Below are 26,060 nucleotides of genomic sequence, written 5' to 3' on the forward strand. Positions count from 1 at the left end.
TCCGCACGGGCTGACAAGGAGGGCTGGCCTGGTGCACGCCTGCTTGCTGCCATCGCTGAGCATGAAATGGCTGAGCGCGATCGACGTCGGATCGAACGGCATCTGAGCGATGCCCGGTTGCCTGCGGGCAAAACCCTCGACAGCTTCGCCTTCGATGCTGTGCCGATGATCTCGCGCGCTCAGGTGACCGCGATGTGCTCTGGCGATGGATGGCTCGAACAGGGCGCCAACCTCATCCTGTTCGGGCCGCCGGGCGGAGGAAAGAGCCATCTCGCCGCCGCCATCGGCCTTGCCCTCATCGAAAATGGCTGGCGCGTCCTGTTCGCCCGCACTTCTGACCTTGTCCAAAAGCTCCAGGTCGCACGTCGCGAACTCGCGCTCGAAGCTGCCATCACCAAGCTCGACAAATATCATCTGCTGATCCTCGACGATCTGGCCTACGTCGCCAAGGATCAGGCCGAGACCTCTGTTCTGTTCGAACTGATCAGTGCCCGCTACGAACGCAAGTCCATGCTTATCACGGCAAACCAGCCCTTCGGCGAATGGAACAGGATCTTCCCCGATCCTGCCATGACGCTGGCAGCTGTCGATCGCCTTGTCCACCACGCCACCATCTTCGAGATGAACGTCGAGAGCTACCGCCGCCGAGCTGCCATCCAGCGACAATCAAAGGCCGGCAGACCACCAACCTACGCGACAATCAAAGCCGTCGACGAAATGTCGCTCCGCGACAATCAACCCGCCCAATAGCTCTTGCCAGCGTCAATCAACACAGCCAAACAGGAACAGTCGCGACAATCTGTTCTCATCCTGATTGACGCCCGCCTCTCATCCAGATCGTCGCGCTATACCATAGCAGCCTGGGCTACCGGCCGCCGGCACCGGAAACGGCGACACCGCCATATCCGGCCTCCGGTTCCGCTTCGCTCCACCTCCGTCCGGATATGGCGGCGATGAGCTTAATGAACTAACAAACCAATCGGTCCACTCGGTGGGGGCAGATCAGACCCTTTACCTCGCCACCAACCGGGCAGCTATCGGGAAAGTGCGCTGGCTTTTGGGGTCGGGAACACGGACGTTCGCTGGATCGCATGATCGAGGTCCGCTAGGGGTCAGAGGCGGGCTGGTGCCGGACGGATCAGGCAGGAAAATGAATTCCGCACAATTTGTTACCGTCGGGGTCACGAAAATAGGCCAGTTCGATGGTGCCCATGGAGGCAGTTTCGCGCGGTCCGGGCGGAGCTTCGATCGAGGTCCCGCCAGCAGCAACGGCGGTATCGTGAAGCTGCTTCACCTGCTCGGGCGAGTCGCAGGAAAAGGCGACGGTGCTGCCGTTGGCGACGCTTGCCGGTTCGTCATTGATCGGCTGGCTGACGATGAAGTTGGTCCCGTTGCCGTTATTGTAGATCAGACGTGTATGGCCGCTGTCGGCGATGTTCTTCGTCCCTTCCCCTGCACCCAAGGTGGCGAGCACCGTGTCGTAGAAGCGCTTGGACCGTTCAATGTCGTTCGATCCGACCATGGTGTGAAAAAGCACGCATACTCTCCTGAAGGCTGATCGACTTCCGATCGCCATTAGCGATCTCACCTAACAGGCACATGATCCGCAGTCACCCCCGAGCCCTCGGAATGTCCGCTACTGGGGCGGCTGCCGACCGTCGGTTTCATGAGGATCGATCGGCAGCTCCCGTCAAATCCGGACGTTCGCGTCCCGTTTAGCGAACGGCGAAATCTGGACTGCCGCCGGGTGCTACCGCCGGATTTTGGGACAAAGCGGCCGATCTGCCTGGGCCGCCCGAACGTCGGGTCCTCCCGAAACACGACATTCGCTGGGGTAGCCCTTCGCGTTCCTGAAAGAGCCGGTCTGCCGCTCATCCACCATAGCTGCCAAGTAGCGTCATCGCCAACGCGCGCGCCTGCGGCGCGAGCGCGGCGTCGGCCAGCTCGCCAGCGGTCCAAAAGGACAGGACTCCGCGAAAAGCGAAGGCGAGCTGCTGCGGCAATTCGGTGAGGGCTTCCGAACGCCGCGCTGCGTTGAGGCCGTCGCCGTCATCCAGGGCGAGAGCCCACAAGGCGGCCGACCGCGCCGCGACCAAGCCGGGATCGGGCGCCGGGGTGCCCAGCCAGCCCATGACGCCGCGACTGACCAGCGGTTCTTCAAGCATCACGGCGGCGGCAATGTCCACCGCCGCGCCGACACGCGCCGCCGCGTCGCCGGGGGGCGATGCGGCACGGTAGCGCGCCTCCATCGCATCGATCCGTCGGCCTGACAGGGCCTGCATGATTCCGGCCTTGCTGCCGAAGTGATTGAACGGCGTTGCGAAGCTTACCCCAGCCTCAGAAGCGAGGTCGCGCATCGAGAAGTCAGCCTTGCCCTGTCGCATCAGATGTTCGGCTGCATCGAGGATGCGGGTGCGGACGGGTGCGCCGCGTTGGAGGCCAGTGGGTGGGTTGCACTTGTTCTGGGTCATTCTCATATCTATATCATGATATAGTTTGTATGCAACCAGGAGTCGCCCATGACCATCGCCCCCAAGACCTTCCTCATCACCGGCGTCAGCTCAGGCCTTGGCCGCGCGTTCGCCGAAGGCGCGCTCGCTGCGGGCCACAAGGTGATTGGAACGGTGCGCCGCGCCGAAGATGCCGACCCCTTTGCAGCCCTTAAGCCCGATCGCGCACATCCGCTGTTGCTCGACGTTACCGACTTTGCGGCAATCCCAGACGCCGTACGCGGTGCCGAGACGGCGACCGGGCCGATCGACGTGCTCGTCAACAATGCCGGCTATGGCCACGAGGGCGTCCTGGAAGAATCCTCGATGGACGATCTCCAGCGCCAGTTCGCCGCTAACGTCTTCGGTCCTGTCGCGATGATGCAGGCGGTGCTGCCGGGCATGCGTGCGCGCCGTGCCGGGCACATCATCAACGTCACCTCAATGGGGGGCTTCATCACCATGCCCGGCATCACCTTCTACTGCGGCAGCAAGTTTGCACTAGAGGGCATTTCGGAGGCGCTGGGCAAAGAGGTTGCCGGCCTAGGCATCCGTGTTACGGCGCTCGCTCCCGGCCAGTTCCGCACAGATTGGGCGGGCCGGTCGATGGATCGCACGCCGCGCAGCATCGGCGATTATGATGCGGTGATGGACCCGATCCGCTCGGCGCGTCAGGCCAAGAGCGGCAATCAACCAGGCGATCCGGCGAAGGCGGCGCAAGCCGTGCTGCGGCTGGTCGAGGCCGATACCCCGCCGGTACGCCTGTTCCTTGGCGAGGATGCGCTTGGGCTAGTTGATCACAAGCTCGACGCGATGCGGGCCGAGATGACGGCGTGGAACGCGCTGTCTCGGTCGACCAGTTTTTCGGCGTGAGCGACGCGTGTGATTGGGCGCGGGCAAGATCGAACGCATAGCCTCGCTATCGGCGCGATTCTGGCGAAACGCCGAAAGCGCGCCGACAGGCGTGTGAGAGGGCCGGTTCAGGCGGAAAAAGCCATTCTCGCGTCCAGTTCGGTATGGCGTGTTTTGGTCGCGACCTGCCGGTTAGCGGACGGACTGCACCTAGGAACGAGAATTGGCGGCTGAATGACGACAAAGGGTCGATATCGGAGGGCGACATTCGGTGCCAACGGGTACGCCCGGATAGATGCGACAGCCCGTCAAGCCAAGGTCAGGAGGAAGACGCAGACGTCCGTTGCCCGAAATCAGGCCTTAAAACCTTTCGCTCGCCCTTGAGACTATCGAGATAATCGCTCCACCACTGCGCCATTTCGACACGCTCATTCCAGAAGGCACCGCGTGCATAAGCCGCCCGAACCGAATCTGTGTCCTTGTGCGCCAGCGCGCGTTCGATAGCGTCCGGGTGCCATTTGCCGCTTTCGTTCAGCAGGGTGGAAGCCATGGATCGAAACCCATGCGCGGTCATCTCGTCGCCGGAATAGCCGAGCCGCCGCAAGGCGGCATTGATCGTATTCTCGGACATGGGATTGGCTGTGCTCCGGATCGAGGGGAAGACATATCTGCCCCGCCCTGTCAGCCCCCTAACCTCCTCGAAGACAGCCAGCGCTTGTGACGATAGCGGAACCTGATGTTCGACACGTCCCTTCATCTTCGATGGCGGGATGCGCCAAACGGCCTTCACGGCGTCCACCTCGGCCCATTCGGCCTTCCTTAGCTCGCCGGGCCGTACGAACAGCAACGCCGAGAGTTGGAGTGCCCAGCGGGTGATCGGTTGTCCTTCGTAGCCGTCGATCGCCCTGAGCAACTCGCCCGCCTGATCGGGGTCGAGAATGGCGGCATGGTGCTTGACCTTCGGCGTCGTCAGCGCGCCGCGCAGATCGCGCGTCGGGTCGGCAGGCGCCAGCTGCGAGGCCACGGCATAGCGAAAAACCTGCCCGACGAAGTTGAGCGCGCGCTTGGCACTTTCATGCCGGCCCTTCTTCTCGATGGGCCGCAGGGCAAGCAGAATTTCCAGAGGCTGTATTTCGGCAATGGGGCGCTTGCCCAGGACCGGGAAGACAAGCTTGATGAACCAACGTCGCTTCACCAATGTCGCCTCGGCAAGCCCTTCGCGCTCCTGCTTCTCCAACAGCATCTCGGCTACCCTGGAAAAGCTGTTCTCGGCGCTTATCCGAGCGGCAGCCTTCGCCTTCTGCTTCTCAAATCTGGGGTCAAGGCCCGCCGCATGCGTTTCGCGGGCCTCATCCCGAAGCTGCCGCGCGCGCTTCAGCGAGATGTCCGGATAAGCGCCCAAGGACAGCAGCTTTTCTATCTTCTTGAACTTGCCCTTGGCGTCCAGGCCGTCGATCCGGAACTTCACACGCCACAGTCGACTGCCGCCAGGGCTGACCAGCAGGAACAACCCGCGTTCGTCCGCCACCTTGAACGGCTTGGGCTTAGGCTTCAAAGCCCTGATTTTCGCATCCGAAAGCGCCATCGCGATGTCATCCCATCTGCTACAAATCGCTTCAGGGGGTATCGAGATTCGCGCCTTGGGGTCATACCCCCACAAAATACCCCCAGCGGGGCACGGATGGGGGTGGACGGCGGCGAACGCACCCGACCTGAAAGATGGAATTTTTAGCAGATTTCCGCCGTTTTTTCAACCCTGAACGGATGCTGGCGGAGGGGGTACTGGTGCCGCTTACGTGACTCGAACACGTGACCCCATCATTACGAATGATGTGCTCTACCAACTGAGCTAAAGCGGCGATGGCGGGGCAGATAACAGCGGTTGGGCGATTGGACAAGCGGGCAAATCATCCTCTCATCCGCTTTTCTTGCGCTCTCCATTTACCCCCTCTTTACCATCCCCTGCGACAATCGCGGTCCGGCCAAGGCTTTGCGGTAGGACAGGAACCGACTGGATGGACACTCTGCGGGGACAGGACGTCGCCCATGATCAGGATGATTTCGACGATGGCGACGACGCCGCGATCGAAAGCCCGCCCGCTGTCGGATCGGATGAGCGCCGGATGCAGGTGCGGGCCTATAATTACTGGGCATCGCTGCTGGGCGACCGCGCGCTGCCCTCGATCGAGGATCTGGCGCCGGACCAGCTTGAGGATTTCGGGCCTTACAGCGTGTTGCTGGATTTCAGCACGGGCCTGGAAAACCCCGCCATCGTCTATCTTGGCTCAGCGCTGCGCCAGGAATGTGCGATCGAAGGCACCATCGACTATATCCAGGATGTGCCTGCCCGGTCCTTGCTCTCTCGGCTGACCGACCATTATCTCCAGATCATCGCCAACGCCGCGCCGATCGGCTTCGAAGCGGAATTCATCAACCAGCGCGACGCCGAAATCCTTTATCGCGGCATTTTGATGCCCTTCTCTTCTGACGGTGACACAATCGACTTTGTGTTCGGCGTCATCAACTGGAAGGAAACCGTCAGCAGTGACATGCTGCACGGGCTGGAGCGGGAAGTGGGCGATGCGTTGCGGAGCGCTCCAACGCCGCGAGCCGCCACGCCGATCTGGGCCGATGGTCCCGCAAGCGATGCGATGGCCACGGCCCCCGATGAAATTGACGAAGATACGCTCGACCTGGCCGGCATGGAATGTCCGGCCGACGATGCCTCCCTGGCCGACTGGCTCGCCCTCGCCCGCGACGGCGCGGCTCGTGTGCGCATCAGCGAAGCACGCAGTCATGCCGCGCTCTACCGCGCCGTCAGCCTTTGCTATGATTTCGCCCTGGTCGCCCGCGCCCGGCCCGACGACTATGCAGAACTGCTTGCCGACTATGGCGTCAAGGCGCAGGCGCGCAGCCCGATGACGGCGGTCATCAAGCTCGTCTTCGGCGCCACCTATGACAAGACACGCATCACCGAATATGCGACAGCGCTGGAGCATGCGCTGGGCAGCGGACTGGGCGTCGGGATGCTGGCGGACTATCTGACGGCCTATGTCGGCGGCCTCAAGGCCGTGGTGCGTGACGAGCGCGCCAAGCGACGCGCCGCCTCGCCCATGCGTCCCGATCGCCGCCAGACCGCGCGCGATGTCATCAAGTCGGCTGCGGCGCTGGACCCTGTTGCGGTCAGTACCGATCCAGATGGGTTGGCCGTTGTTGTCGCCCGCCGCGAAGAAGACGGCAGCTTGTCGATCGTCGCCGCGCTGCCGGAAGGTTCGGATCTGGGCCAGCGGGTCATCGTCGCCGCATCGCGTTGACAGCTCACATCGGCGCACGCCAGGCCCCGCCTCTCGACATCGTAACTTAGTCACGTAATAGAGGCCGGGCATCGCGCGGCGCCAGTTGGTGCCGCATGCTGCGCTGCATCATATTATTTCACAATTCCGAAATTTTATTTCGTTCGATACTTGAGCGTTTCTGCCGTGCAGCGCATATAAGCGATCCCGAGCCGAGGAGTCGCATGGCGGCCATCCAGCGCCTCCTCCGTTCAGACTAGAGCGGGTGAAGACCGCTGTTGAGAGGTGAGCGAATGACGGCGCTGGTGGAAGCGAAGAATAAGGACGTTGACCAGAACATCCTGGAGGCGTTGCAAGGCGCGCTGAGCAAGGGCGCGCTCCCGGGTGAAAGCGAGGGACTGGATCAGGCGGCGCTCGCTGCGGCTGGGGCCTTCCTGGGCCGCGTCGCCAACGGGCGGCGCCCCGGCGAGCCGGCAATCGTCATCGAAACACTGGGCGAAGGCGCGACCGGCCGGTTCATGCGGCTGGCCATCATCAATGATGACATGCCTTTCCTGGTGGACTCCATCGCCAACGCGCTTGCCGCCGCCGACATCACCATCCATCGCCTGCTTCATCCCATCCTCTCGGTCGAGCGCGATGCCGGCGGTGCTCTGACCGCCATATTGGACGATGATGCGCCGGGCGCCCGGCGCGAATCCATGATCTACATCGAAGCGGATCGGGCGGATGCGAAGGCGCGCCGGGCGCTGGAGAAAGCGCTTACGGAAACATTGGCGGACGTGCGCGCGGCCGTTGCGGACTGGGCGCAAATGCAAGCCGCCATGACGGCCGACGCGGACGCTGTCGCCGATGAGGAGGGGGCGGCGCTGCTGCGCTGGTTCCTTGCCCGCCACTTTACCCAGACCGGGCATGAGGTCGTCGCACGTGACGGCAGCAGCAACGCGGCACTGGGCATATGCACCCGCCACGACCGCGCCCTGGTTGCGCCAGCGTCTCTGGACGCCGCCTTTTCCTGGTTTGAGGAAGGCAAGCGCACGCCACTGATCATCAAGTCCAGCCGGCTTTCGCGTGTGCATCGGCACGTGCTGCTGGATCTCGTCATCGTGCCCGTACGTTCCGGCAAGGACGTAACCGCGCTGTCCATTCATGCGGGCATGTGGACCAGTTCGGGTCTTGCCGCGACGCCGGACAAGGTGCCGCTGCTGCGCTCGGCGCTTTCGACGCTGATGGACAAATTCGGCTTCGAGCCGATGAGCCATGCAGGCAAGACGCTTGCCCACGCGCTGACGGCGCTGCCCCACGACATCACCATCGGTTTTGATCGCGACACGCTGGAGCGGCTGGCCCTGACGTTCATGTCGCTGACGGATCGCCCGCGTCCCAAGCTGGCGCTCGCGACCAGTGCGCTGGCGCGCCATCTCTATGCCTTCGTCTGGCTGCCGCGCGATGAATTGTCGACCGCGCGCCGCGTCGCCATTCAGAATATGCTCGCCAGCGCCGCCAATGGTCCGGTGCTCAGCTGGTCGATTGCGCTTGAAGAGGGCGGCTTGGCGTTGCTGCGCATCACGCTCGACCTGCGCGATGGCGGCACCGTCCCGGACGCACCGACACTCGATCATCAATTGCAGCAGATGGTGCGCGGATGGGTGCCCGCGGTCGAGGAATCGCTGGCGCTAACCGAAGAACCCGGCCGCGCCGCCGCGATGGCGCAGCGTTATGCCGCCGGCTTCCCGCTGGCCTATCGCAATGGCGCCGGTCCGGCCGAGGCGGCGGTCGACATTCGGCTGATCCATGGTCTTTCCGGACCTGGCGACAAATCCATCCGCGTCTACCGCAATCCGGAAGACTGCGCCGAGCGGCTACGTCTCAAACTCTACAGCCACGATACGACAGCCCTGTCCGAAGTCGTGCCCGCGTTCGAGAATTTCGGGTTCCGCGTCATTGAGGAAATGACCACGCCTATCGACGGCGGCGCACTTGGCCATGTTCAGCGCTTTGTGCTGGAATTGCCCTCGGGCGGCGACGCGCAGCTGGTGGTCGATCGCGCCGAAATCGTGACTGAGGCGATCGCCCAGGTGCTGGAAGGGCGTGCAGAAAACGACCGTTTCAACGAACTGATCGTCACAGCCGGCCTGTCGCCGCGATCGGTCGTGCTGTTCCGCGCGCTCTATCGCTATCTGCGCCAGACCGGAGTCGCCTATGGCATGGCGACCTTCGCTGAAACGCTGCGTCGGGCGCGCGATGTCACGATGAACCTCGTCGCCCTGTTCGAAGCGCTCCATGAGCCCGCAGCACAGGCGGATTCCGACGATCGCATCGCCGCAGCCAACGCCGCCATCGACGCGGGGCTGGAGCAAGTCACGGCGATTGATGAAGACCGGGTCCTGCGCCTGCTGCGCGCTGTCATCGGCGCGACGTTGCGCACCAATTTCTATGGGTCGGCCGCTTCCGAAGCGCTGGCGTTCAAGCTCGACAGCGCGCAGATTCCCGGCTTGCCCGCTCCCCTGCCCTGGCGCGAAATCTGGGTCTACAGCCCGCGCGTCGAGGGCATCCACCTGCGCGCCGGCCCGGTTGCGCGCGGTGGCCTGCGCTGGTCCGATCGGCGCGATGATTTCCGCACGGAAATCCTGGGCCTGATGAAGGCGCAGCGCGTCAAGAATGCCGTGATCGTGCCAACGGGGGCCAAGGGCGGATTCTATCCCAAGCAGCTGCCCAATCCCCAGGCCGATCGCGACGCGTGGCTCGCCGAAGGCACCGAAAGCTATCGCATCTTCATCCGCGCCTTGCTGTCGGTCACAGACAATATCGTCAAGGGAGAGGTCAAGCATCCCACCGAGGTGGTAGTGCGGGACGGAGATGACCCCTATTTCGTGGTCGCCGCTGACAAGGGCACCGCGACCTTCAGCGATGTCGCCAACGCCATCGCGCAGGATCGGGACTTCTGGCTGGGCGACGCTTTCGCCAGCGGCGGCTCCAACGGATACGACCATAAGGCGATGGGCATCACGGCCCGTGGCGCATGGATTTCCGTGCAGCGCCATTTTGCCGAAATGGGCATCGATGTTCAGAACGAACCGGTCAGCGTGGTCGGTTGCGGCGATATGTCGGGCGACGTGTTCGGCAATGGCATGCTGCTGAGCAAGGCGATCAAGCTGGTCGCTGCCTTTGACCATCGCCACATCTTCTTCGATCCGACGCCCGATCCCGCGCGCAGCTGGGAGGAGCGCAACCGGATGTTCCAGCTTCCCCGGTCCAGTTGGGAAGATTATGACAAGTCTTTGATCTCCAAGGGTGGCGGCGTATTTTCGCGCAGCCTCAAGCGCATTGCCCTCACCCCGGAGATGCAGGCCATTCTCGACGTCACGGACACGGAAATGGAGCCGTCCGCGCTCATCTCCGCGATCTTGAAAGCGCCGGCCGACCTGCTCTGGTTTGGCGGCATTGGCACCTATGTGAAATCGAGTACGCAAAGCCACAGCGACGTGGGCGATCCAGCCAATGATCGCCTGCGCATCAACGCTGAGGAACTGCGGGTCCGCGTAATCGGCGAAGGCGCCAATCTGGGCGTCACCCAGGCGGGACGCATCGCCTTCTCGCTCAGGAGCGGGCGCATCAATACCGACTTCATCGACAACAGCGCTGGCGTCGATTGCTCGGATAATGAGGTCAATATCAAGATCGCCCTGAACAAGGAAATGGCGGAAGGCCGCCTTCCCTTTGATGCGCGCAACGCGTTGCTGGAAAGCATGACGGATGCGGTCGCCGACCTGGTGCTGGAGGATAACCGGCTCCAGGCTCTTGGCCTTTCCATCGCCGAAGCGGGCGGTAATGACGATCTTGCCAGCTATGTCCGCCTGATCGAAACCTTTGAGGAATCCGGCCGGCTGGACCGCCAGGTCGAAGGGCTTGCCGCCAACGACCAGTTGCTGCGGCGCGGGCAGGATGGTCAGGGGCTTACCCGGCCCGAACTGGCGGTCCTCCTTTCGACCGCGAAACTGTCGTTGCAAGATGCGATCGAACATGGCGATCTAGCCAATGACGACAGCATGATCGACGAACTCATGGCCGCTTTCCCCCCGGCCATGCAGGAAAAGGAAGCCGACGCCATCGCCGCGCACGCACTGCGCAAGGAGATTATCGCGACCAAGGTGGCAAACCGCATCGTCAACCGCCTGGGCCTCATCCATCCGTTCGAACTGGCCGAAGAAGAAGGTTGCTCACTTGCGGATCTGGCCAATGCCTTCCTGATCGCCGAACGGCTATACGGCATTCGTGATCTCTGGGCCGATATCGACAGCGCGGACATGGGTGAGGACGCACGGTTGGGTCTGTTTGCGACCATTGCCAGCGGGATGCGCGCCCAGATCGCGGATATCCTGCGCGCCCTCCCGACGGGAACCTTGCCGGCGCAGGGTCATGCACGGTTGGCGCCTGGCGTGCAAAAACTGGCCGAACAGGTCGATGAGCTGCTGACCAGTGAGGCGCAGCGTCGCACCGCTAGTGTCTCCGACCGGCTGCTTGGACTGGGCGCGCCCGAACCTCTGGCGCGGCGCGCGGCGGGTCTGTTCAAGCTGGACGGCGCGGTCGGCATTGCGTCTCTGGCGTCCCGCATGGACATGAATGAAGTCGCCCTCACCCGTGCCTTCACGCATCTGGGCGAAGCGGTCGGCATCGACTGGTCCAGTCCACCGCGGCTCGGATGGAGCCGTCCGATCCATGGGAAAGCTGCTGATTTCGGCGTCGCACGCGACATGCAGCAGGTGCGACTGGACTTTCTGGCGCAGACATCCGCCATGGACGTGTCGGACCATGTCGAACAATGGCTGAAAGCCAAGGCAGCCCGCATTCGCCAGTTCCGCAGCCTGGTGCAGCGCGCCAAGGCGGCGGCCAACCCCAATGTGGCGATGTTGGCGGAGATTGCGGGCCAGGCGCGCGGCCTTCTGGGGCGCTGAGGTCCCGAACGCCGGGAGGCAGGCGCGCCTGCCTCCCGGGCCAACCTCCTCAATCTACGGCAGGCGTGGCCACCCCGGACGATGCGCCATTGTCTTTCGGCGTCGGGATCCCCGGCCCATAGACAGGCACGACGGGTTCATCCGGAGCGCGTCCATGCAACGCGTCGATCTCCGCCTGCCGCTGTTTCAGATATAAATCGCGATAGGCGGCATAGGGATCATCGTCCTTGCGCAATTTCTGGATCGTCTCGTCAAATGCTGCGCGTTCGCCTAGTTGGTTCAGCACCGTGGCCGGAATGACGTAGGTCGGCTGATTGAACGGCTCGCCGATGGACAAGGGCAGGATCATCTTGTCGACCGTATCCCCCACAATATCCCGCAATGTGGTCGGGCCCACGATCGGCAAATACATATAAGGGCCGGGACCGACACCATAATAGCCCAGCGTATTGGCCAAGCCATTGTTGCGATGGGGCAAATGGAACGGCTTGCGCTTCGCCACGTCAAACAGGCCCAGGAAACCCAGCGTCGAATTGACGCCAAAGCGCCCCGCTGTTTCGGCGGCCTTGCCCGGCTTCAATTGCAGCAGATAGGCGGCAAAGACGATCGGCTCGCCAATGTTGGAAAAGAAGTTGCGCAGCCCTTTGCGCACCGGTCGCGGCAGGCCCTTATTATACGCCTTGGCCACTGGCTCCACGACCGCTTTGTCGACCGATTGCACGGCTTGGAAGCTTTTGGCATTGAGCTTTTCCATCGGATCGCCCGGCGGCGCGCCCTTCTCTCCGGTCACGACGATATCCTGGACCACGTCTTCATCCGCGGGCTGACCCTCTGTCGGCTGGACTGTCGGACCGGCCGGTGCCGGATGGACGGCCATTGGCGCGGTCTGGTCCGCCCGCGACAAAGCGCCCGTCCCTTGCGGATCGGGCTGCTGCGCGGCAGTCCCCATCATCATCATTCCCGCAGCAACGGCCGGTATCAGCATCATAATATTCCCAGAAAGGCACCGCTTCTGTTCGCAAAAGCGCGCCGGTAAGATGGCACCGCAATGCGTGCGCCTATCGTAGCTTTCCGGCATCCGGCGTGTCGGCGCTAGACCGACAACATCATAACGTCAAGAAAACGACTTGGTGCGACGCGGTGGATCATCGGCTTTCCACGGCGCGATGAGCGGCATTTCCCGCTATGACGTTCCTGCCGGCGAGAATCCGTTGCAACTGCGAGTCGTTCGCGTTATTGCGACGGTGTTGATACGGGGCGACTTATCTCGATGCATGGCACTTCCCACACCCCAAGCAGAGGCAAAGGGGAAAAGACCAGACGCGGCGCCAAGGCCTTCTGGATGAAGCAACTGCACAGCTGGCATTGGATCAGTTCGGCCGTCAGCCTGATCGGGCTCCTGTTGTTCGCCTTCACTGGCATCACTCTCAACCACGCCGCCGACGTCGAAGGCGCGCCCACTATTGTTGAGCGGAGCGGCACCCTGCCCGCCCCCTTGCTGGCGCAGATCGCCGTCAGTGACGCGCCGGACGCCAAAAAGCCGTTGCCCGACGGCGTGCGGCTGTGGCTGGATAAGGAAATGGGCCAAAGCAGCGGGGCCGATGCCGAATGGTCGGCGGACGAAGTCTACCTGGCCTTGCCTCGCCCCGGTGGAGACGGCTGGGTCGCAATCGACCGCCATAGCGGCAAGGTGACAAGCGAAAGCACGAGCCGCGGCTGGATCAGTTACCTCAATGACCTCCACAAGGGCCGCAACGCGGGATCGGCGTGGAAATGGTTTATCGATATTTTCGCTGTGGCCTGCTTCCTGTTCGCGCTCACCGGACTGCTGCTGCTGCAACTCCATGCCCGCAGGCGTCCCAGCACATGGCCGCTGGTGGCTGCCGGCCTCGCCATCCCGGCCATCGTCGCCATCATCTTCATTCATTGAAGGGATCATCACCCATGCAGCTTCGTCACTCCTTGCTTTTGACCGGTGCGGCCGCCGGGGCGGCCAGTGCCGCCGCTTTGCCCGCCCACGCTCAAACGCTGACCATGTCCATCACCATCCCGCGCCTCACCGTCGCCGAATATCACCGACCCTATGTCGCCGTGTGGATCGAAAAGCAGGGCGCTACACCACGCACCCTGTCGGTCTGGTATGATTATGACATGCGCAATGGCGAAGGCGCCAAATGGCTGCGCGATGTGCGGCAATGGTGGCGGGCCTCGGGTCGAACGATGACGTTCCCGGCCGATGGCGTGACTGGCGCGACCCGGGCACCTGGCGAACAGAAGCTCGCCTTCACTTCGGGCAAGGGGCCGCTCGGGTCTCTGACACCCGGCAATTACACGATGATCGTTGAAGCGGCGCGTGAAGTGGGCGGACGTGAAGTGCTGCGCCTGCCTTTCGCCTGGCCGCCAAAGCCCGGGACGACCGTCCGGGCAAAGGGCGCAAGCGAACTGGGCGCTATCACATTGACATTCGGCAAATGAAGGGGGCGATGATGAAAAGGACTTTATGGACCGCAGCAATTGCTGCGTTGCTGCTGACACCGGGCCTGGCGCAGGCGCATCGCCAATGGATGCTGCCTTCGGCGACATCGCTTTCGGGCACGGAAAGCTGGGTCACGGTCGACGCCGCCATCTCCAACGACCTGTTCTATTTCGAGCATTTCCCGCTACCGATAGATGGCATCGTCGTTACCGAGCCGGATGGTGCCGCTGGGACGATCGAAAACGCCGCCAAGGGCCGCTACCGCTCGACGTTCGACGTCCATTTGACCAAGCCTGGAACCTACCGCATCGCCTCGGTGGCGAACCGCCTGATGGGCAGCTATATGCTGAACGGGAAGCGGGAACGCTTGCCCCGTGGCATCACCAGGGACAAGCTGGCCAGTGCCCTTCCCGCAGGCGCGACCGACGTGCAGGCCAATGACTCCATCAACCGCAACGAAATTTTCGTGACCTTGGGTGCGCCCACCACCAATCTGTTCACACCGACGGGCGACGGCATCGAAATGGTGCCGGTCACGCATCCCAATGATCTTGTTGCGGGCGAAGCGGCGACCTTTCAGTTCCTGCTAGACGGGAAGCCGGCATCGGGCCTGAGCGTCACAGTGATCCCTGGCGGCATTCGCTACCGCGACAGCCTGGGGCAGATGGACCTGACCGCCGACCAGGACGGCAAGATTGCCGTTACCTGGCCGGAACCTGGCATGTTCTGGCTGAATGCCACTGTGGGCGGCCGGCGCGAAGGCGCTGGCGAAGCCGATGCACCGCCAAGCCAGCGGCGGGCCTCCTACGTCACGACGCTTGAGGTGCAGGCGCCCTGACCGTCACTGGCACGACCGCCCCTCGCATCGCGATCGCGCCAGGCCTGTCGCCCGAAATTTTCCGCGGCAGGCAAAGGCGGGGTGCGATCACGGGGTTTTCCGGCCCGACGATGGGTACGACATGGTCCGCATCGGTCGTCGATCCGCCGGCAGATGCGGAAATGACCATAAGAGCGAAGCTGGACATGGTCATCGCCCAGATGAGCAATTGGGACGCAGATTCGGTCATCAGCCGCTTCAACCGGCAGCCGATCGGCGCCTGGATGACCTTGCCTGTCGAAATGATGACAGTGCTTCGCACCGGAATGGACATTTCGCGATTGTCGGGCGGCGCGTTCGATCCCGCCCTTGGCCAACTGGTCGGTCAATGGGGCTTCGGCCCGCACGTCGCCGACGAAGCGCCCGCATGCGGTAGCGCCGCCACTTCTGTTGAATTGGGCGATCATGGCGCTCGCCGCCTTGCCGATGTGGCGCTGGATTTTTCGGGCATCGCCAAGGGCTTTGCCGTCGATGCCGTGGCCGACGCCCTGCGAGCACTGGGGGCAGCCAATTTCCTGATCGAGATTGGCGGCGAATTGCGGGGGGCAGGCGTCAAGCCGGATATCCAGCCATGGTGGGTGGATATGGAAACGCCACCCGGCATGGCGTTGCCACCGATGCGCGTGGCCCTAAGCGGACTGGCGATCGCCACCTCAGGCGACTATCGGCGTTTTCATATGGTCGCGGGCAAGCGACTGTCCCACAGCATCGACCCCGGGACAGGCGCGCCGATCCAAAATGGCGTCGCTTGCGTCACCGTGCTGCACGACAGCGCCATGATGGCGGACGCCTGGGCTACGGCGATCACTGTCGCCGGCCCCGGAAAAGGTCTGAGCCTCGCGCGCGAACATGGCCTCGCCGCCCGTATGATCGTGCGCACCGATAACGGACCGCGCGAACATCTGACCCCGGCGCTTGAAATGATGCTGGCGTAGAAAAACAGGCGCTATTTTCCAGCGGCCATCAGGAAATCTGCGCTCCTCTGCAACATGTCCGCGCGGGCATCGCTGTCCGTCAGGCTGTGAGTCAATCCGTCATAGGTGATCAACTGGCTGCGCTTGCCGGCTCCCTGCAATTTGGCTTGCATGATCCGCGCCTGGCTTATGTCGACATTGCTGTCGTCGGTGCCGTGGAACATCAGCACAGGTGCGCGAAATGCGGCGGCATGATTGGACGGGGACGCCTCCGCAGCCTCCGGCCCGGTTCCCATGCGCTGCTGTTGCAGCAGATAGTCGGCGCTATATTGGCTGCGCCGCATCCGATCGGCAAAATCCGTCACCGGCGCGATCGCCACCACTGCCTTGAACAGCGCAGGATCGACCGTCTGCGCCTGCAATGCTGCGTACCCGCCATAAGACCAGCCCGCGATCGTCAGCTTATCGGGGTTGGCAATGCCTTGCGCCACCAGCCAGCGCCCGGCATCGACAACGTCACTGATCGCCGTCCGCCACGAACGATAGCCGTTGCGCATCAGCCATGCCTCGCCAAAGCCAGCCGAACCACGGAACTGCGGTTGCAGCACGGCGAAACCGCGTGCCGCATAATATTGGACCATCCAGTCGAAACCCCATTCGTCCCGCGCTTCCGGGCCGCCATGGGGCAGGACGATAGCCGGCAGGCCCTTTGCCGTCTCTTTGCCGGGCGGAAGCGTGAGATAGGCCGGGATCATCGTACCGTCGCCCGCCTGATACTGGATCGACTGCATGACGGCGAGCGTGCGTCCGGCAAGTTCTGGGCGATCAGGCATGACCGGAGACAATTTTCGCGCTGCGCGATCGAACAGATAATATTGCCCGGGATCGACATCGCTGCCGGCCCAGATCAGGACGCGGTTGCCGTCGCTGCTCATGTCGCTGATGTTGATGGCCTTGCCGCCCAATGCCTTGCCCAGCGACGACACCAGCGCCTTTGCCTGTTCGTCGAAATAGACTGCCTGGCGATGGTCGGTGACGTAGCTGGCGCCGACGACGCGCCGGTCGCGACCCACCCGGATTAGCGCGCTCACATCCACGTCTGGGCGCGAGAATATGACCGTCTTGGCACGACCAGGATCCAGCGCGACCGTGACCAACGCATCGCGACCATTCATCTTTTCAAACCCATAAGCGACGTTCTTTGTCGGATCGACGGCAACCGGGTAGAAACCGCTATTGTCCCGCGTATCGTATAGGGACAAATTGCTCCATCCCGACTTTCCCACCGGCCGATAGAGAAATTTATAGGTGCCTTTGGCATAACCGGACGTGCGGTTTTCCTGAAGCGCCATGATGCGGACCTGGCCCTGCCCGTCAGAGACGTAATCGACCGCCAGTTTATCAGGAGATTCGATCCGCTTGGCCGAGCCACTGCGGGTGTCGATCCGGTCAACGCCCAACCCTTCCAGCTTCTTTTCAATGAGGCTGCCAGCCGTGGCTTCGGGCACATAGGATCGTGTCATGAGAACGGCGTCCTCATCGCCGGGCAGCAGATCGATCACATCGCCGCCCCTGAAATCATAGCTCAGCGCATTCGCACCGCGCCGCTGGCTCAGCAATTTGGTGTCTGCGCCATTTGCGCTGACGGCAAAGACATTGGAAAAGCCATAGACATCATCGCCATAGCGCTGCTCGCCAAATATCTGGCAGGCAAGACGGTCGGCCGATACCCAGTCACAGCGCTGGAGATATTCGGGCCGACCGCTGGTCGAGGCCACGACCTTTATGTCAGCGCCTTCGCGCGCCTCAAGAACATAGGCGCGACTTGTCCGTCCGGGTCCCGAAGCGATCAGCGCGATCGTTCGGCCATCAGGCGACAGGCTGGCCGACGAAATGGTTTCACGCGCGCCAAAGGCCTTGGCCAAGGCATCGGGTTGCCCCTGCGCCAAAGCCGTGGCCGCCGATCCCGCCAACCAGAGCGCGATGCACGCAGCTTTCGCGATTCCCCTCATCTCCAATATTCCCCCACAAAGTCCCTTCGAGTCCGGTGGCTAAGCCAAGGCGGACATATTGGCAACGGCTTGCTTGCTCTCCCCGCTGCCCAGTGGCATCACCCCTCTACCGATAAGAAAAGGGGACATAGTCTTGCGCAGTTCCATTCTGGCGATCGCCGCCATATTGGCTCTTCCGGCCTGCACCACCATGTCCGACGCGCCGCCAGAAGGCGCGTCGGCTCAGCCTGCTGCTTCCGGCGTGACGCCATCCATCGACATGATGAAACGGCTGGTCCAGCAATTGTCCTCGGACGCCTATGAAGGCCGCGCGCCCGGATCGGCCGGGGAGGAGAAGACGCTGGCGCTGCTGTCGTCGGAATTCGCCAGGCTGGGGCTCAAGCCCGGTAACAATGGCAGCTGGTTTCAGGATGTCCCGCTGGTCGAAATCACCGCAAAAAATGTGTCGCCGCTGCGCTTTAGTGACGGGAATACCCCCGTCACCGCCGCCTATGGCCCGGAAATGGTGATCGGCACCTATCGCACGGCCCAGCCGCATATCGCGGTGAAGGACAGCCCGGTCGTGTTCGTGGGTTATGGCATCAACGCGCCCGAAAAGGGCTGGAACGATTATGCCGGCGTCGATGTGAAGGGCAAGACGGTCATCATCCTGGTCAATGATCCCGACTATGAGACGTCGGGCCTCGATGGCACCTTTAACGGGCGGGCAATGACCTATTATGGCCGCTGGACTTACAAATATGAGGAAGCGGCCCGACAGGGCGCCGCCGCCGCGATCATCGTGCACGACACGGTGCCTGCCGCCTATGGCTGGAACGTCGTTCAGTCCAGTTGGACCGGTGCGCAGCATGTCGCCGACAGCGCCAACGGCAATGCCGACCAGTCCGCCGCGATCGGCTGGATCCAGAAGGACAAGGCGCAGGCCTTGTTCGCCAGCGCGGGCATGGATCTGGACGCGCAGATGCGTGCCGCCAAGCAGCCCGGATTCAAGGCAGTGCCGCTGGCGGGCGTCAAGGCGAACGTCTCCTTCGACAATGACCTGCGCAAGCATAGTTCCAAGAATGTCGTGGCGCTGCTGCCCGGCAAGACGCGCCCGGACGAATATGTGCTCTACAGCGCCCATTGGGATCATCTGGGCCGATGCCAGGCCGCGCCCGACGGCGACGACATCTGCAACGGCGCGGTCGATAACGCCACCGGCACGGCTGCGCTCGTCGCCCTGGCGGAGGCAAATATGAAGGCTGGCCCGACCGACCGGAGCCAGGTCTTCCTCGCGGTGACGGCGGAGGAATCGGGGCTGCTGGGGTCGGCCTATTATGGCGAAAACCCCGTCTTCCCCTTTTCCAGGACCGTCGGCGGCGTAAACATGGACGCGCTCAGTGTCGCCGGTCTGGCAAAGAATGTCGTCGTGATTGGCAAGGGCAAGTCGCAGCTAGACGCCTATCTGGACCGCGCTCTGGCCGCGCAGGGCCGGGTCGCGACGGTGGAGCCGACGCCAGAGAAGGGCTATTATTATCGCTCGGACCATTTCAGCTTCGCCAAGCATGGTCTGCCGATGCTCTATTTCGAAGGCGGCGAGGATCTGGTGAATGGCGGCACCGCCGCCGGCATGGCGGCGGCCGAGGATTATACCAAGAACCGCTATCATGGTCCCAAGGACGAATATGATCCCAATTGGGACTGGAGCGGTGTCGCGGCTGACCTCAAACTCTATTATGACGTGGGTCGCGCGCTTGCCGAAACCACCGAATGGCCCAATTGGGTTGAAGGCGATGAATTCCGCGCCATCCGCGACAAGGATCGCGCCGGACAATGAGTCAGCGCAAGGACCTATTTCCCGGCCGGGGAATAGGTCCAGCTCTGGGTTTGCGACCCATCCATCCGCGACGTTTCCGCCATCAACAGGCGTCCTTCGCGCCAATAGCGGATGCGTTGCGGATACTCATGATCGGGGTTGGCGAAACTGATGTCGCGCACCCCCTGCTCGGCCAGCTTGAATGGCGTCGCCGGTCCACCATCGGGCGCGGCATAGAGCATCACATCGCCCGCCCCATCGCGGACGATGCGGATGACCTCCCAGCCCAGCAGGCTTTCGCCGCGCCCGTTGCGGCCAACGCCAATCATCGTGCCGCCGCGCGGCAGCGTCCACACTTCCTCCGCCCAGCGATCGCCGCGCTGCTGGACCCATTCGCCAGTCAGCCATTCGGGCAGTTCGTCCGCCCATGCCTTGCCCGACAGCGAAAGCGACAGCAGCAAGGCCATCGCCACTGTCGGGATACCCGCCTTCATCATCGCAACCCTCTGTCCAGATCCGTGATCGCGCGTTATGGAGCGCGCACCCTTTCCGACCCATCATGATCCGGCGCGTCAGGCCGGGCAAGGATATTGCACATGACCTTCCGCATGCCCGCCGAATGGGCGCCGCACGACTGGACGTGGATCGGCTTTCCGACCAACCCTGCCGAATGGCCCGGCGCATTCGATGGCGCACGCCAGCAGATCGCCGCCTTTGCCAACGCCCTGCATTGCGGCGGCAAGGGCGAGCAGGTGCGGCTGGTCGTTGCCCATGAAGAGGACGCAAAGGCCGCCCGCGCAATGGTCGATGCATCTGTCCGCATCGTTGTCGCGAACCTCGGCGACGTATGGCTGCGCGACACCGCGCCGATCGCCGTCCTGAACGGCACAGGCGGACGCGCGCTGGTCGATTTCGGCTTCAACGGCTGGGGCGGCAAATATCAAATGCCGGGCGATGAGGATATCGGCGCGCGGCTGGCGGCGACCACCGGCCTTCCCACGTCAACACAAAATTGGGTGTTCGAAGGCGGGGCGATCGACACCGACGGCACGGGCCTGTTCGTGACGACCGAGCAATGCCTGCTCAACCCCAATCGCAATCCCGACCTTGATCGCGGGAAGATCGAAACATTGCTGGCGGGAAGCCTGGGCCTGTCGGACATGCTGTGGCTGGGCGACGGATTGCGCAACGATCATACCGACGGGCATGTCGACAATCTGGCGCGCTTCGTTGCGCCGGGCGTTCTGGCGCTTCCCGTCGCCACGACCCCGGACGATCCCAATGCCGCCATCTACGCCGACGCGCGCGCCCGCGCACAGGCTTACGGGCTGGAGGTAGTGGATGTCCCCTCGCCCGGGCTTGTGCTGGTCGATGGCGAGCCGATTCCGGCAAGCTACATGAATTTCTATATCGGAAACGCCGCTGTCATCGTGCCCATTTATGGCCAGCCCAACGACCAAGCGGCGCTCGACGCCTTCCGCGCCTTCTTTCCGGGTCGGGAGATTGTAGGATTGCGCAGCGACGCCATATTGTCGGGAGGCGGCAGCTTTCATTGCTGCAGCCAGCAAATGCCATCGCTCTGATCTATCGGGAAACAGAATGACCAAGGTTACCGTCGCCGCACTTCAGCTTTCCTTTTCCGACGACAGGGCTGACAATATCGCTCTGGTCGCCGATCATGTGCGCAAGGCGGCGATGCGCGGGGCCAAGATCATCCTGCCGCCGGAATTGTTCGAAGGCCCCTATTTCTGCCGCCTAGAGGACGAAGCGCTGTTCGCCAACGCGCTGCCGACGGACGAGCACACCGCCGTGCAGGACATGCGCAAGCTGGCGAAAGAGCTAGGCGTCTATATCCCCACCAGCTATTTCGAGCGCGACGGCCACCATCATTATAACTCGCTCGCCATGATCGATGATCAAGGGGAGATCATGGGTGTCTATCGCAAGAGCCATATCCCCGACGGGCCGGGCTATGAGGAGAAATATTATTTCCGGCCTGGCAATAGCGGCTTCAAGGTGTGGAAGACGCGATATGGCACGATCGGCGTCGGCATCTGCTGGGACCAATGGTATCCCGAAACCGCACGGTGCATGGCGTTGATGGGGGCCGAAATGCTCTTCTACCCTACCGCCATTGGCTCCGAACCCTATGATGCGGACCTTGACACCAGCCGCATGTGGCGGCGGGCGATGATCGGTCATGCCGTGTCCAATTGCATGCCGGTGATCGCCGCAAATCGCATTGGTGAGGAAGACGGCCAGAGCTTCTACGGCCACAGCTTCATCAGCGACGAATGGGGCGACTATGTGTCGGAAGCGGATGCAAAGGACCATGGTGCGCTGGTCGCAACGCTCGACCTGGAACGCGCGCGCATCCATCGCGCGGGCATGGGCTTCTTTCGCGATCGCCGGCCGGACCTGTATGGCCGCATCGCGCAGGACATCTGAGCCGCGCGCGGCCTAGACGTCGGCCCAGCGCCGCAGCAGATTATGGTAGACGCCGGTCAGGCGGATGACTTCCACATGATCCTGCCCCAGCTGCGCGGCGATACCCTGGACGCTGCGATCCAGGTCGAACAGCATCTGCCGCGCCGCATCGTCGCGGATCATCGACTGGAGCCAGAAGAAACTGGCAACCCGTCGCCCGCTTGTCACCGGCTCCACACGATGGAGCGAGGATGAAGGGTAGAGGACGGCGTGCCCGGCCGGCAGCTTCACCTGCTGCACGCCAAACTGGGTTTCGATCGTCAACTCGCCACCCTCATAGGCTTCGGGCGGTTCCAGAAACACGGTAACGGACAGGTCAGACCGCACGCGAAAGCCCGTACCGGCCTGAATGCGCACGGCATTGTCGACATGGACGCCAAAGGATTGCCCACCCGCATAGCTGTTGAACAGCGGCGGAAAGATGCGCAGCGGCAGCGCCGCCGCGATGAACAGTGGCGATTGTCCGAGTGCGTCGAGGATCATCTGGCCGGCTCGCTTCGCGGCCAGGCTGTCTTCGGGCAATTGCAGATTATGCTTGGCGAGGGCCGACTGGTGGCCGGAGGTGATGTTGCCATCGACCCAATCGGCGGCGTCGATCAAGTCGCGAATGGCGGCGACGCCGGCAGCGTCGAGTAGGTCGGGAATGGGGATGAGCATGGGGTGAAGGGCTGTCCGTCAGGCGGCGTCGGTCCGCAGGATGAAGGGGATTTCCACGACGCCACGCACGCGCACCGGTTGGCCGCTGCGCAGCACCGGCTTCCAGCGCCAGCCGCGCACCGCTTCGCTGGCAGCCTTGTCGAGCCGGGAAAAGCCGCTGCTCTGCGTAACGACCAGATTTTCAACCGCACCGTCCAGACCCAATGTCAGGGTCAAGACAACAGTGCCTTGCTCCCGCTTGCGACGGCTTTCAACCGGATAACGGGGCGGCTTGCCGGCAATCATCTGCGCGCCAAGGTCGCCCCCCTGGACCAGGCTGGGCGCCGCGACCGGCGCGGCGACGACCGGCGAAGGAGCAGGAACGGCGATCGCGACCGGTGTTGGAGATTGCGGAGGCGATACGTCCGGTGTCGTGCGTATCTGGGGTGCCGGCGGCACCGGTGTCTGCACGATCGGCGGCGGCGCGACCACTTCGGGCCGCGACGGCGGCGGGGGCGGCGCTTCCTCAGCGGGCGGCGGGGGTGGCGGACTAAGATTGACGACAGTCAGTGACGCATCCTGCGCCTTGGTAACATGGCTGCGAATCTGCACCAGCGCGCCGATCAGCAGGATGTGGATCAACAGGATCGCAATGATCACGGGCACATTCGGACGAGAACGGACTCCGTAGCGTTCACCCGGCACAGACCGTTGCGACATGGTCCGAACGCTGGCGACGTTCACCACTGGCTCGAAGATGATCGCCACATCGTCCGTATCGCTCGGCTCGCTTGCCGCTTGCAGCATGACAGCGCCTCCCTTTCCGTCAGCCCGCGATAGCGCGAAGACTAATGCGAATCAATTGCGGCGTTTGCAAGCCAACAAAATGGGGCGGCGGATCGAGCCAAGGCCAATTGATCCGCCGCTCGCGGCCCAAACCTACGTCAAATCTTGTAATTGAGCGTCAGGACCCAGGACCGCCCCTCCCCTGGATTGGCCCAGCCATTGTTGCGTACGCTGGTGAAATATTTCTCATTGGTGAAATTCTGGACATTGAGCTGCGCAGTCAGACTTTCCGTGACCGGATAGGAGAGCATCGCCCGATGGACCAGATAATCGTCCGTCTTGTACATCGGCGCACCAGTCGCATTGGAAAGATACCAGCTGCCCTGATAGGTCAGGCCATAGCCCAGTTGCAGCCCAAACGGCAGCGTGTAGGTCGTGAACAGACTGCCCGAATGCTTCGGATTGTTCGTCATGGAGTTGCCGGCCTGAAGATCGACCACACCCTGCGATTTCTGATAATCGGAAATGCTCTGGATCACCTTGGTGTCCAGATAGGTATAATTGGCGAAGATCGTCCAGGCGGGCGTTATGTTGCCAGTGGCGCCCAGCGTCACCCCATTGACCCGGTTGCGTCCGTCATTGACGGCCAGATCGCCGACCAACGGGTCATTGGAGGTGACCCGGTAGTTGGTGCGCTCATTACGGAACAACGCCGCGCTCAATTGCAACTGGCGGTCGAACAAATCGATCTTGCCGCCAATTTCGTAATTGACTGCCTGTTCAGGCTTGATGTTGCAGGGGTCGGTGAAGTTGTTGCCTTCATCGGCAAGTCCGCAGCCCGATCGCACGGTGGTGCTCACCGGGTTCTTCGAATTGCCGTAAGCGACATACAGGCTGGCATAGTCGACAGGCTTGAACACCAGACCTACGCGGTAGGAAAAGAGGTCGTCCGTGGACTGCTGCCGCGCGCCGGCGCTATATGCGCCGCCAAGCGCCGGTGTCGCGATGCTGTCTGACCGGAAACGGGCGCGATTATGCTCCCAGCGGATACCGCCATTGAGTTCGACCTGCTCCACGATCTTGACCGCTGCGAAGGCATAGGCGGCGACGTTGAACAGGTCGCCGTCATCGCGCCGGGTGCGGATCGGATTGACGGGCCCGGTATAAATGGCATCGGGATTGCTAATGTCGATCGGATCGAGCGTCGGGTTGGGCAAGGCACCACCGACATTGCGCAGCACGTTGCCGCTGTCGAGCGTGTAATCTTCCTGCAGCGCGGACGTGCCGATCACCAGGCTATGACCACCTGGAATGGCAAAGGTCAGGTCAAGCTGATTGTAGAGGGTCTGGTTCTCGGTATTGCGGAAACCGCCCCGTGGTCCGCGAGGATAATAGGTGCCGGGCACCTGCGTATCCGAGCAGGGATCGCCATTCGCCAGCAAACCGCTGGCCAGGCAATAATCGCCCTGTGGCGGATTGACGATCAGCTCCTGTTCAACCCGCTGCCAGCGCGACAGATTACGGATGGAAAAGACGTCGCTGAAGCGATGATCGAAGATCGCGGTGGCCTGATCGATCGTCTGGTCCTGCTTGTCCAGATTGCGATAGCCATAATAGCCGCTGTAGGGCACGCCGGGCAGAATACCGTCGTGAAAGGCATTCTTGTAATAGGGCACACCGTATAGCGGCGTGTTCTGATCTTCCTGATGGGTGTAGAGCAGCGTCAGCGAGGTTGGCCCTTCAAGTCCAAGCTTCACAGAGGGCGCAACGCCCCAACGTTCGTAGCGATCGACGTCGCGGCGCGGCACGTCATTTTCATGATACATGGCATTGAGCCGCACGGCCGCGAAGTCGGACACGCGCACATTGCTGTCGATCGTCGCGCGATAATAGTCCGACGTGCCGATACCGCCCTGAACCAGCGTCTCATCATAGCCCTTGGGCCGCTTGGTGACGATATTGATGTTGCCGCCAATCGCTCCGGACCCGCCATAAACGGAATTGGCGCCGTTGGTGACTTCGATCTGTTCGATATTGAACGGGTCAGTGCGGCTATATTGCGCGCTGTCGCGCACCCCATCAATGCTGATATCGGTATTGGCACTCTGACCGCGCAGATTGATATTGTCGCCATAGCCGCCGCCGCCTTCACCCGCGCCGAAGGTGATGCCGGGGATCGTCGACAAAACGTCGCGCAGGGTCAGCAAATTCTGCTTTTGGATGGTCTGGTTGCCAACGATGGTAATCGTCTGCGGCATGTCCAGCAGCGGGCGCACATATTTGGGTGATTCCGGCTTGTCGACCTTGATCGCAGGCTCGTCGATAGCGGTGTCGGTGACAGTCATTCCGCCCAGTTTGCGGGCGGTTTCATCCCCCTGCGTCTGCGCCTGCGCGGCACCGGAAAAGGCCAGAGCGCCGACGCAGCCGAGCGCAAGAAAAGAGGTGGATGCGATTTTGGACATGGATAGTCTCCCCCATATTGTCGAGG

20 protein-coding genes, 1 tRNA gene and 1 pseudogene are annotated in these 26,060 nt (G+C 62.5%); 12 read left to right on the top strand and 10 right to left on the bottom strand.

The window, feature by feature from the left end; translation table 11 throughout:
- On the top strand, positions 1–750 hold a 750-nt coding region (istB, locus tag SKA58_RS09345; protein WP_009822166.1), incomplete at its 5' end, for an IS21-like element helper ATPase IstB.
- Positions 751–851: 101 nt separating this feature from the next.
- A pseudogene (locus SKA58_RS19475) lies at positions 852–971 on the top strand (IS3 family transposase); the annotation flags it as partial.
- Positions 972–1,138: 167 nt separating this feature from the next.
- Here the strand turns inward: SKA58_RS19475 and SKA58_RS09350 are convergent.
- Both SKA58_RS09350 and SKA58_RS09355 read right to left on the bottom strand, forming a co-directional pair.
- The gene (locus tag SKA58_RS09350; RefSeq protein ID WP_037542912.1) at positions 1,139–1,537 is read right to left on the bottom strand and encodes a VOC family protein; all 399 of its coding nucleotides are present in this window, start codon (positions 1,535–1,537) and stop codon (positions 1,139–1,141) included.
- 334 nt (positions 1,538–1,871) lie between these two features.
- Positions 1,872–2,471, bottom strand: a complete 600-nt coding sequence (locus tag SKA58_RS09355) for a TetR/AcrR family transcriptional regulator (protein WP_009822168.1) — start codon at positions 2,469–2,471, stop codon at positions 1,872–1,874.
- 48 nt (positions 2,472–2,519) lie between these two features.
- Here SKA58_RS09355 and SKA58_RS09360 point away from each other — a divergent pair, with 48 nt between their 5' ends.
- A complete protein-coding gene (locus SKA58_RS09360) occupies positions 2,520–3,362 on the top strand; it encodes an oxidoreductase (protein WP_009822169.1) in 843 nt (280 codons plus the stop codon).
- A gap of 298 nt (positions 3,363–3,660) precedes the next feature.
- Here SKA58_RS09360 and SKA58_RS09365 read toward each other — a convergent pair whose 3' ends face one another.
- Both SKA58_RS09365 and SKA58_RS09370 read right to left on the bottom strand, forming a co-directional pair.
- Positions 3,661–4,926, bottom strand: coding sequence for a tyrosine-type recombinase/integrase (locus SKA58_RS09365; protein ID WP_009822171.1), 1,266 nt, complete (start codon positions 4,924–4,926; stop codon positions 3,661–3,663).
- A 198-nt stretch (positions 4,927–5,124) separates the two neighbouring features.
- A tRNA-Thr gene (locus SKA58_RS09370) sits at positions 5,125–5,200 on the bottom strand.
- Positions 5,201–5,356: 156 nt separating this feature from the next.
- On the opposite strand from SKA58_RS09370, the gene SKA58_RS09375 reads away from it, so the two are divergent.
- Positions 5,357–6,655: a PAS domain-containing protein gene (locus tag SKA58_RS09375; protein WP_009822172.1), complete on the top strand. Its 1,299-nt coding sequence runs from the start codon at positions 5,357–5,359 to the stop codon at positions 6,653–6,655.
- A 272-nt stretch (positions 6,656–6,927) separates the two neighbouring features.
- Positions 6,928–11,589 (top strand): NAD-glutamate dehydrogenase, encoded by a 4,662-nt coding sequence (locus SKA58_RS09380; protein ID WP_009822173.1) that lies wholly within the window; start codon positions 6,928–6,930, stop codon positions 11,587–11,589.
- Between the two features lie 49 nt (positions 11,590–11,638).
- On the opposite strand, the gene SKA58_RS09385 is transcribed toward SKA58_RS09380, so the two are convergent.
- Positions 11,639–12,577, bottom strand: a complete 939-nt coding sequence (locus SKA58_RS09385; RefSeq protein ID WP_009822174.1) for an MlaA family lipoprotein — start codon at positions 12,575–12,577, stop codon at positions 11,639–11,641.
- A 282-nt stretch (positions 12,578–12,859) separates the two neighbouring features.
- Between SKA58_RS09385 and SKA58_RS09390 the strand changes: the two genes are divergently transcribed.
- The 4 genes from SKA58_RS09390 to SKA58_RS09405 all read left to right on the top strand — a co-directional run bounded on the left by SKA58_RS09390 (position 12,860) and on the right by SKA58_RS09405 (position 15,877).
- Positions 12,860–13,519: a PepSY-associated TM helix domain-containing protein gene (locus SKA58_RS09390; protein ID WP_009822175.1), complete on the top strand. Its 660-nt coding sequence runs from the start codon at positions 12,860–12,862 to the stop codon at positions 13,517–13,519.
- A gap of 14 nt (positions 13,520–13,533) precedes the next feature.
- Positions 13,534–14,064, top strand: a complete 531-nt coding sequence (locus tag SKA58_RS09395; protein WP_009822176.1) for a DUF2271 domain-containing protein — start codon at positions 13,534–13,536, stop codon at positions 14,062–14,064.
- A gap of 8 nt (positions 14,065–14,072) precedes the next feature.
- Positions 14,073–14,903 carry a DUF4198 domain-containing protein gene (locus SKA58_RS09400; RefSeq protein ID WP_037543307.1) on the top strand — a complete coding sequence of 277 codons (831 nt, stop codon included), beginning with the start codon at positions 14,073–14,075 and terminating at the stop codon, positions 14,901–14,903.
- A gap of 110 nt (positions 14,904–15,013) precedes the next feature.
- On the top strand, positions 15,014–15,877 hold the full coding sequence (locus tag SKA58_RS09405; protein ID WP_009822178.1) for an FAD:protein FMN transferase: 864 nt from the start codon (positions 15,014–15,016) through the stop codon (positions 15,875–15,877).
- An 11-nt stretch (positions 15,878–15,888) separates the two neighbouring features.
- On the opposite strand, the gene SKA58_RS09410 is transcribed toward SKA58_RS09405, so the two are convergent.
- Positions 15,889–17,868, bottom strand: a complete 1,980-nt coding sequence (locus SKA58_RS09410) for an alpha/beta hydrolase family protein (protein WP_009822179.1) — start codon at positions 17,866–17,868, stop codon at positions 15,889–15,891.
- Between the two features lie 133 nt (positions 17,869–18,001).
- Between SKA58_RS09410 and SKA58_RS09415 the strand changes: the two genes are divergently transcribed.
- Entirely contained in the window at positions 18,002–19,684 is a 1,683-nt protein-coding gene (locus SKA58_RS09415; protein WP_037542913.1) for a M28 family peptidase, read from the top strand.
- 14 nt (positions 19,685–19,698) lie between these two features.
- Here the strand turns inward: SKA58_RS09415 and SKA58_RS09420 are convergent, their stop codons facing one another.
- On the bottom strand, positions 19,699–20,160 hold the full coding sequence (locus SKA58_RS09420) for a DUF6265 family protein (protein ID WP_009822182.1): 462 nt from the start codon (positions 20,158–20,160) through the stop codon (positions 19,699–19,701).
- A gap of 99 nt (positions 20,161–20,259) precedes the next feature.
- On the opposite strand from SKA58_RS09420, the gene SKA58_RS09425 reads away from it, so the two are divergent.
- Both SKA58_RS09425 and aguB read left to right on the top strand, forming a co-directional pair.
- Positions 20,260–21,246: an agmatine deiminase family protein gene (locus SKA58_RS09425; protein WP_009822183.1), complete on the top strand. Its 987-nt coding sequence runs from the start codon at positions 20,260–20,262 to the stop codon at positions 21,244–21,246.
- A gap of 16 nt (positions 21,247–21,262) precedes the next feature.
- Positions 21,263–22,111, top strand: a complete 849-nt coding sequence (gene aguB / locus SKA58_RS09430) for an N-carbamoylputrescine amidase (RefSeq protein WP_009822184.1) — start codon at positions 21,263–21,265, stop codon at positions 22,109–22,111.
- A gap of 12 nt (positions 22,112–22,123) precedes the next feature.
- Here aguB and SKA58_RS09435 read toward each other — a convergent pair whose 3' ends face one another.
- The 3 genes from SKA58_RS09435 to SKA58_RS09445 all read right to left on the bottom strand — a co-directional run bounded on the left by SKA58_RS09435 (position 22,124) and on the right by SKA58_RS09445 (position 26,034).
- On the bottom strand, positions 22,124–22,807 hold the full coding sequence (locus tag SKA58_RS09435) for a Fe2+-dependent dioxygenase (RefSeq protein WP_009822185.1): 684 nt from the start codon (positions 22,805–22,807) through the stop codon (positions 22,124–22,126).
- A gap of 18 nt (positions 22,808–22,825) precedes the next feature.
- Positions 22,826–23,593: an energy transducer TonB gene (locus SKA58_RS09440; protein WP_009822186.1), complete on the bottom strand. Its 768-nt coding sequence runs from the start codon at positions 23,591–23,593 to the stop codon at positions 22,826–22,828.
- Positions 23,594–23,730: 137 nt separating this feature from the next.
- A complete protein-coding gene (locus SKA58_RS09445; protein WP_009822187.1) occupies positions 23,731–26,034 on the bottom strand; it encodes a TonB-dependent receptor in 2,304 nt (767 codons plus the stop codon).
- Positions 26,035–26,060: the final 26 nt, after the last annotated feature.

This window comes from Sphingomonas sp. SKA58, from assembly GCF_000153545.1.
Classification (GTDB): Bacteria; Pseudomonadota; Alphaproteobacteria; order Sphingomonadales; family Sphingomonadaceae; genus Sphingobium; species Sphingobium soli.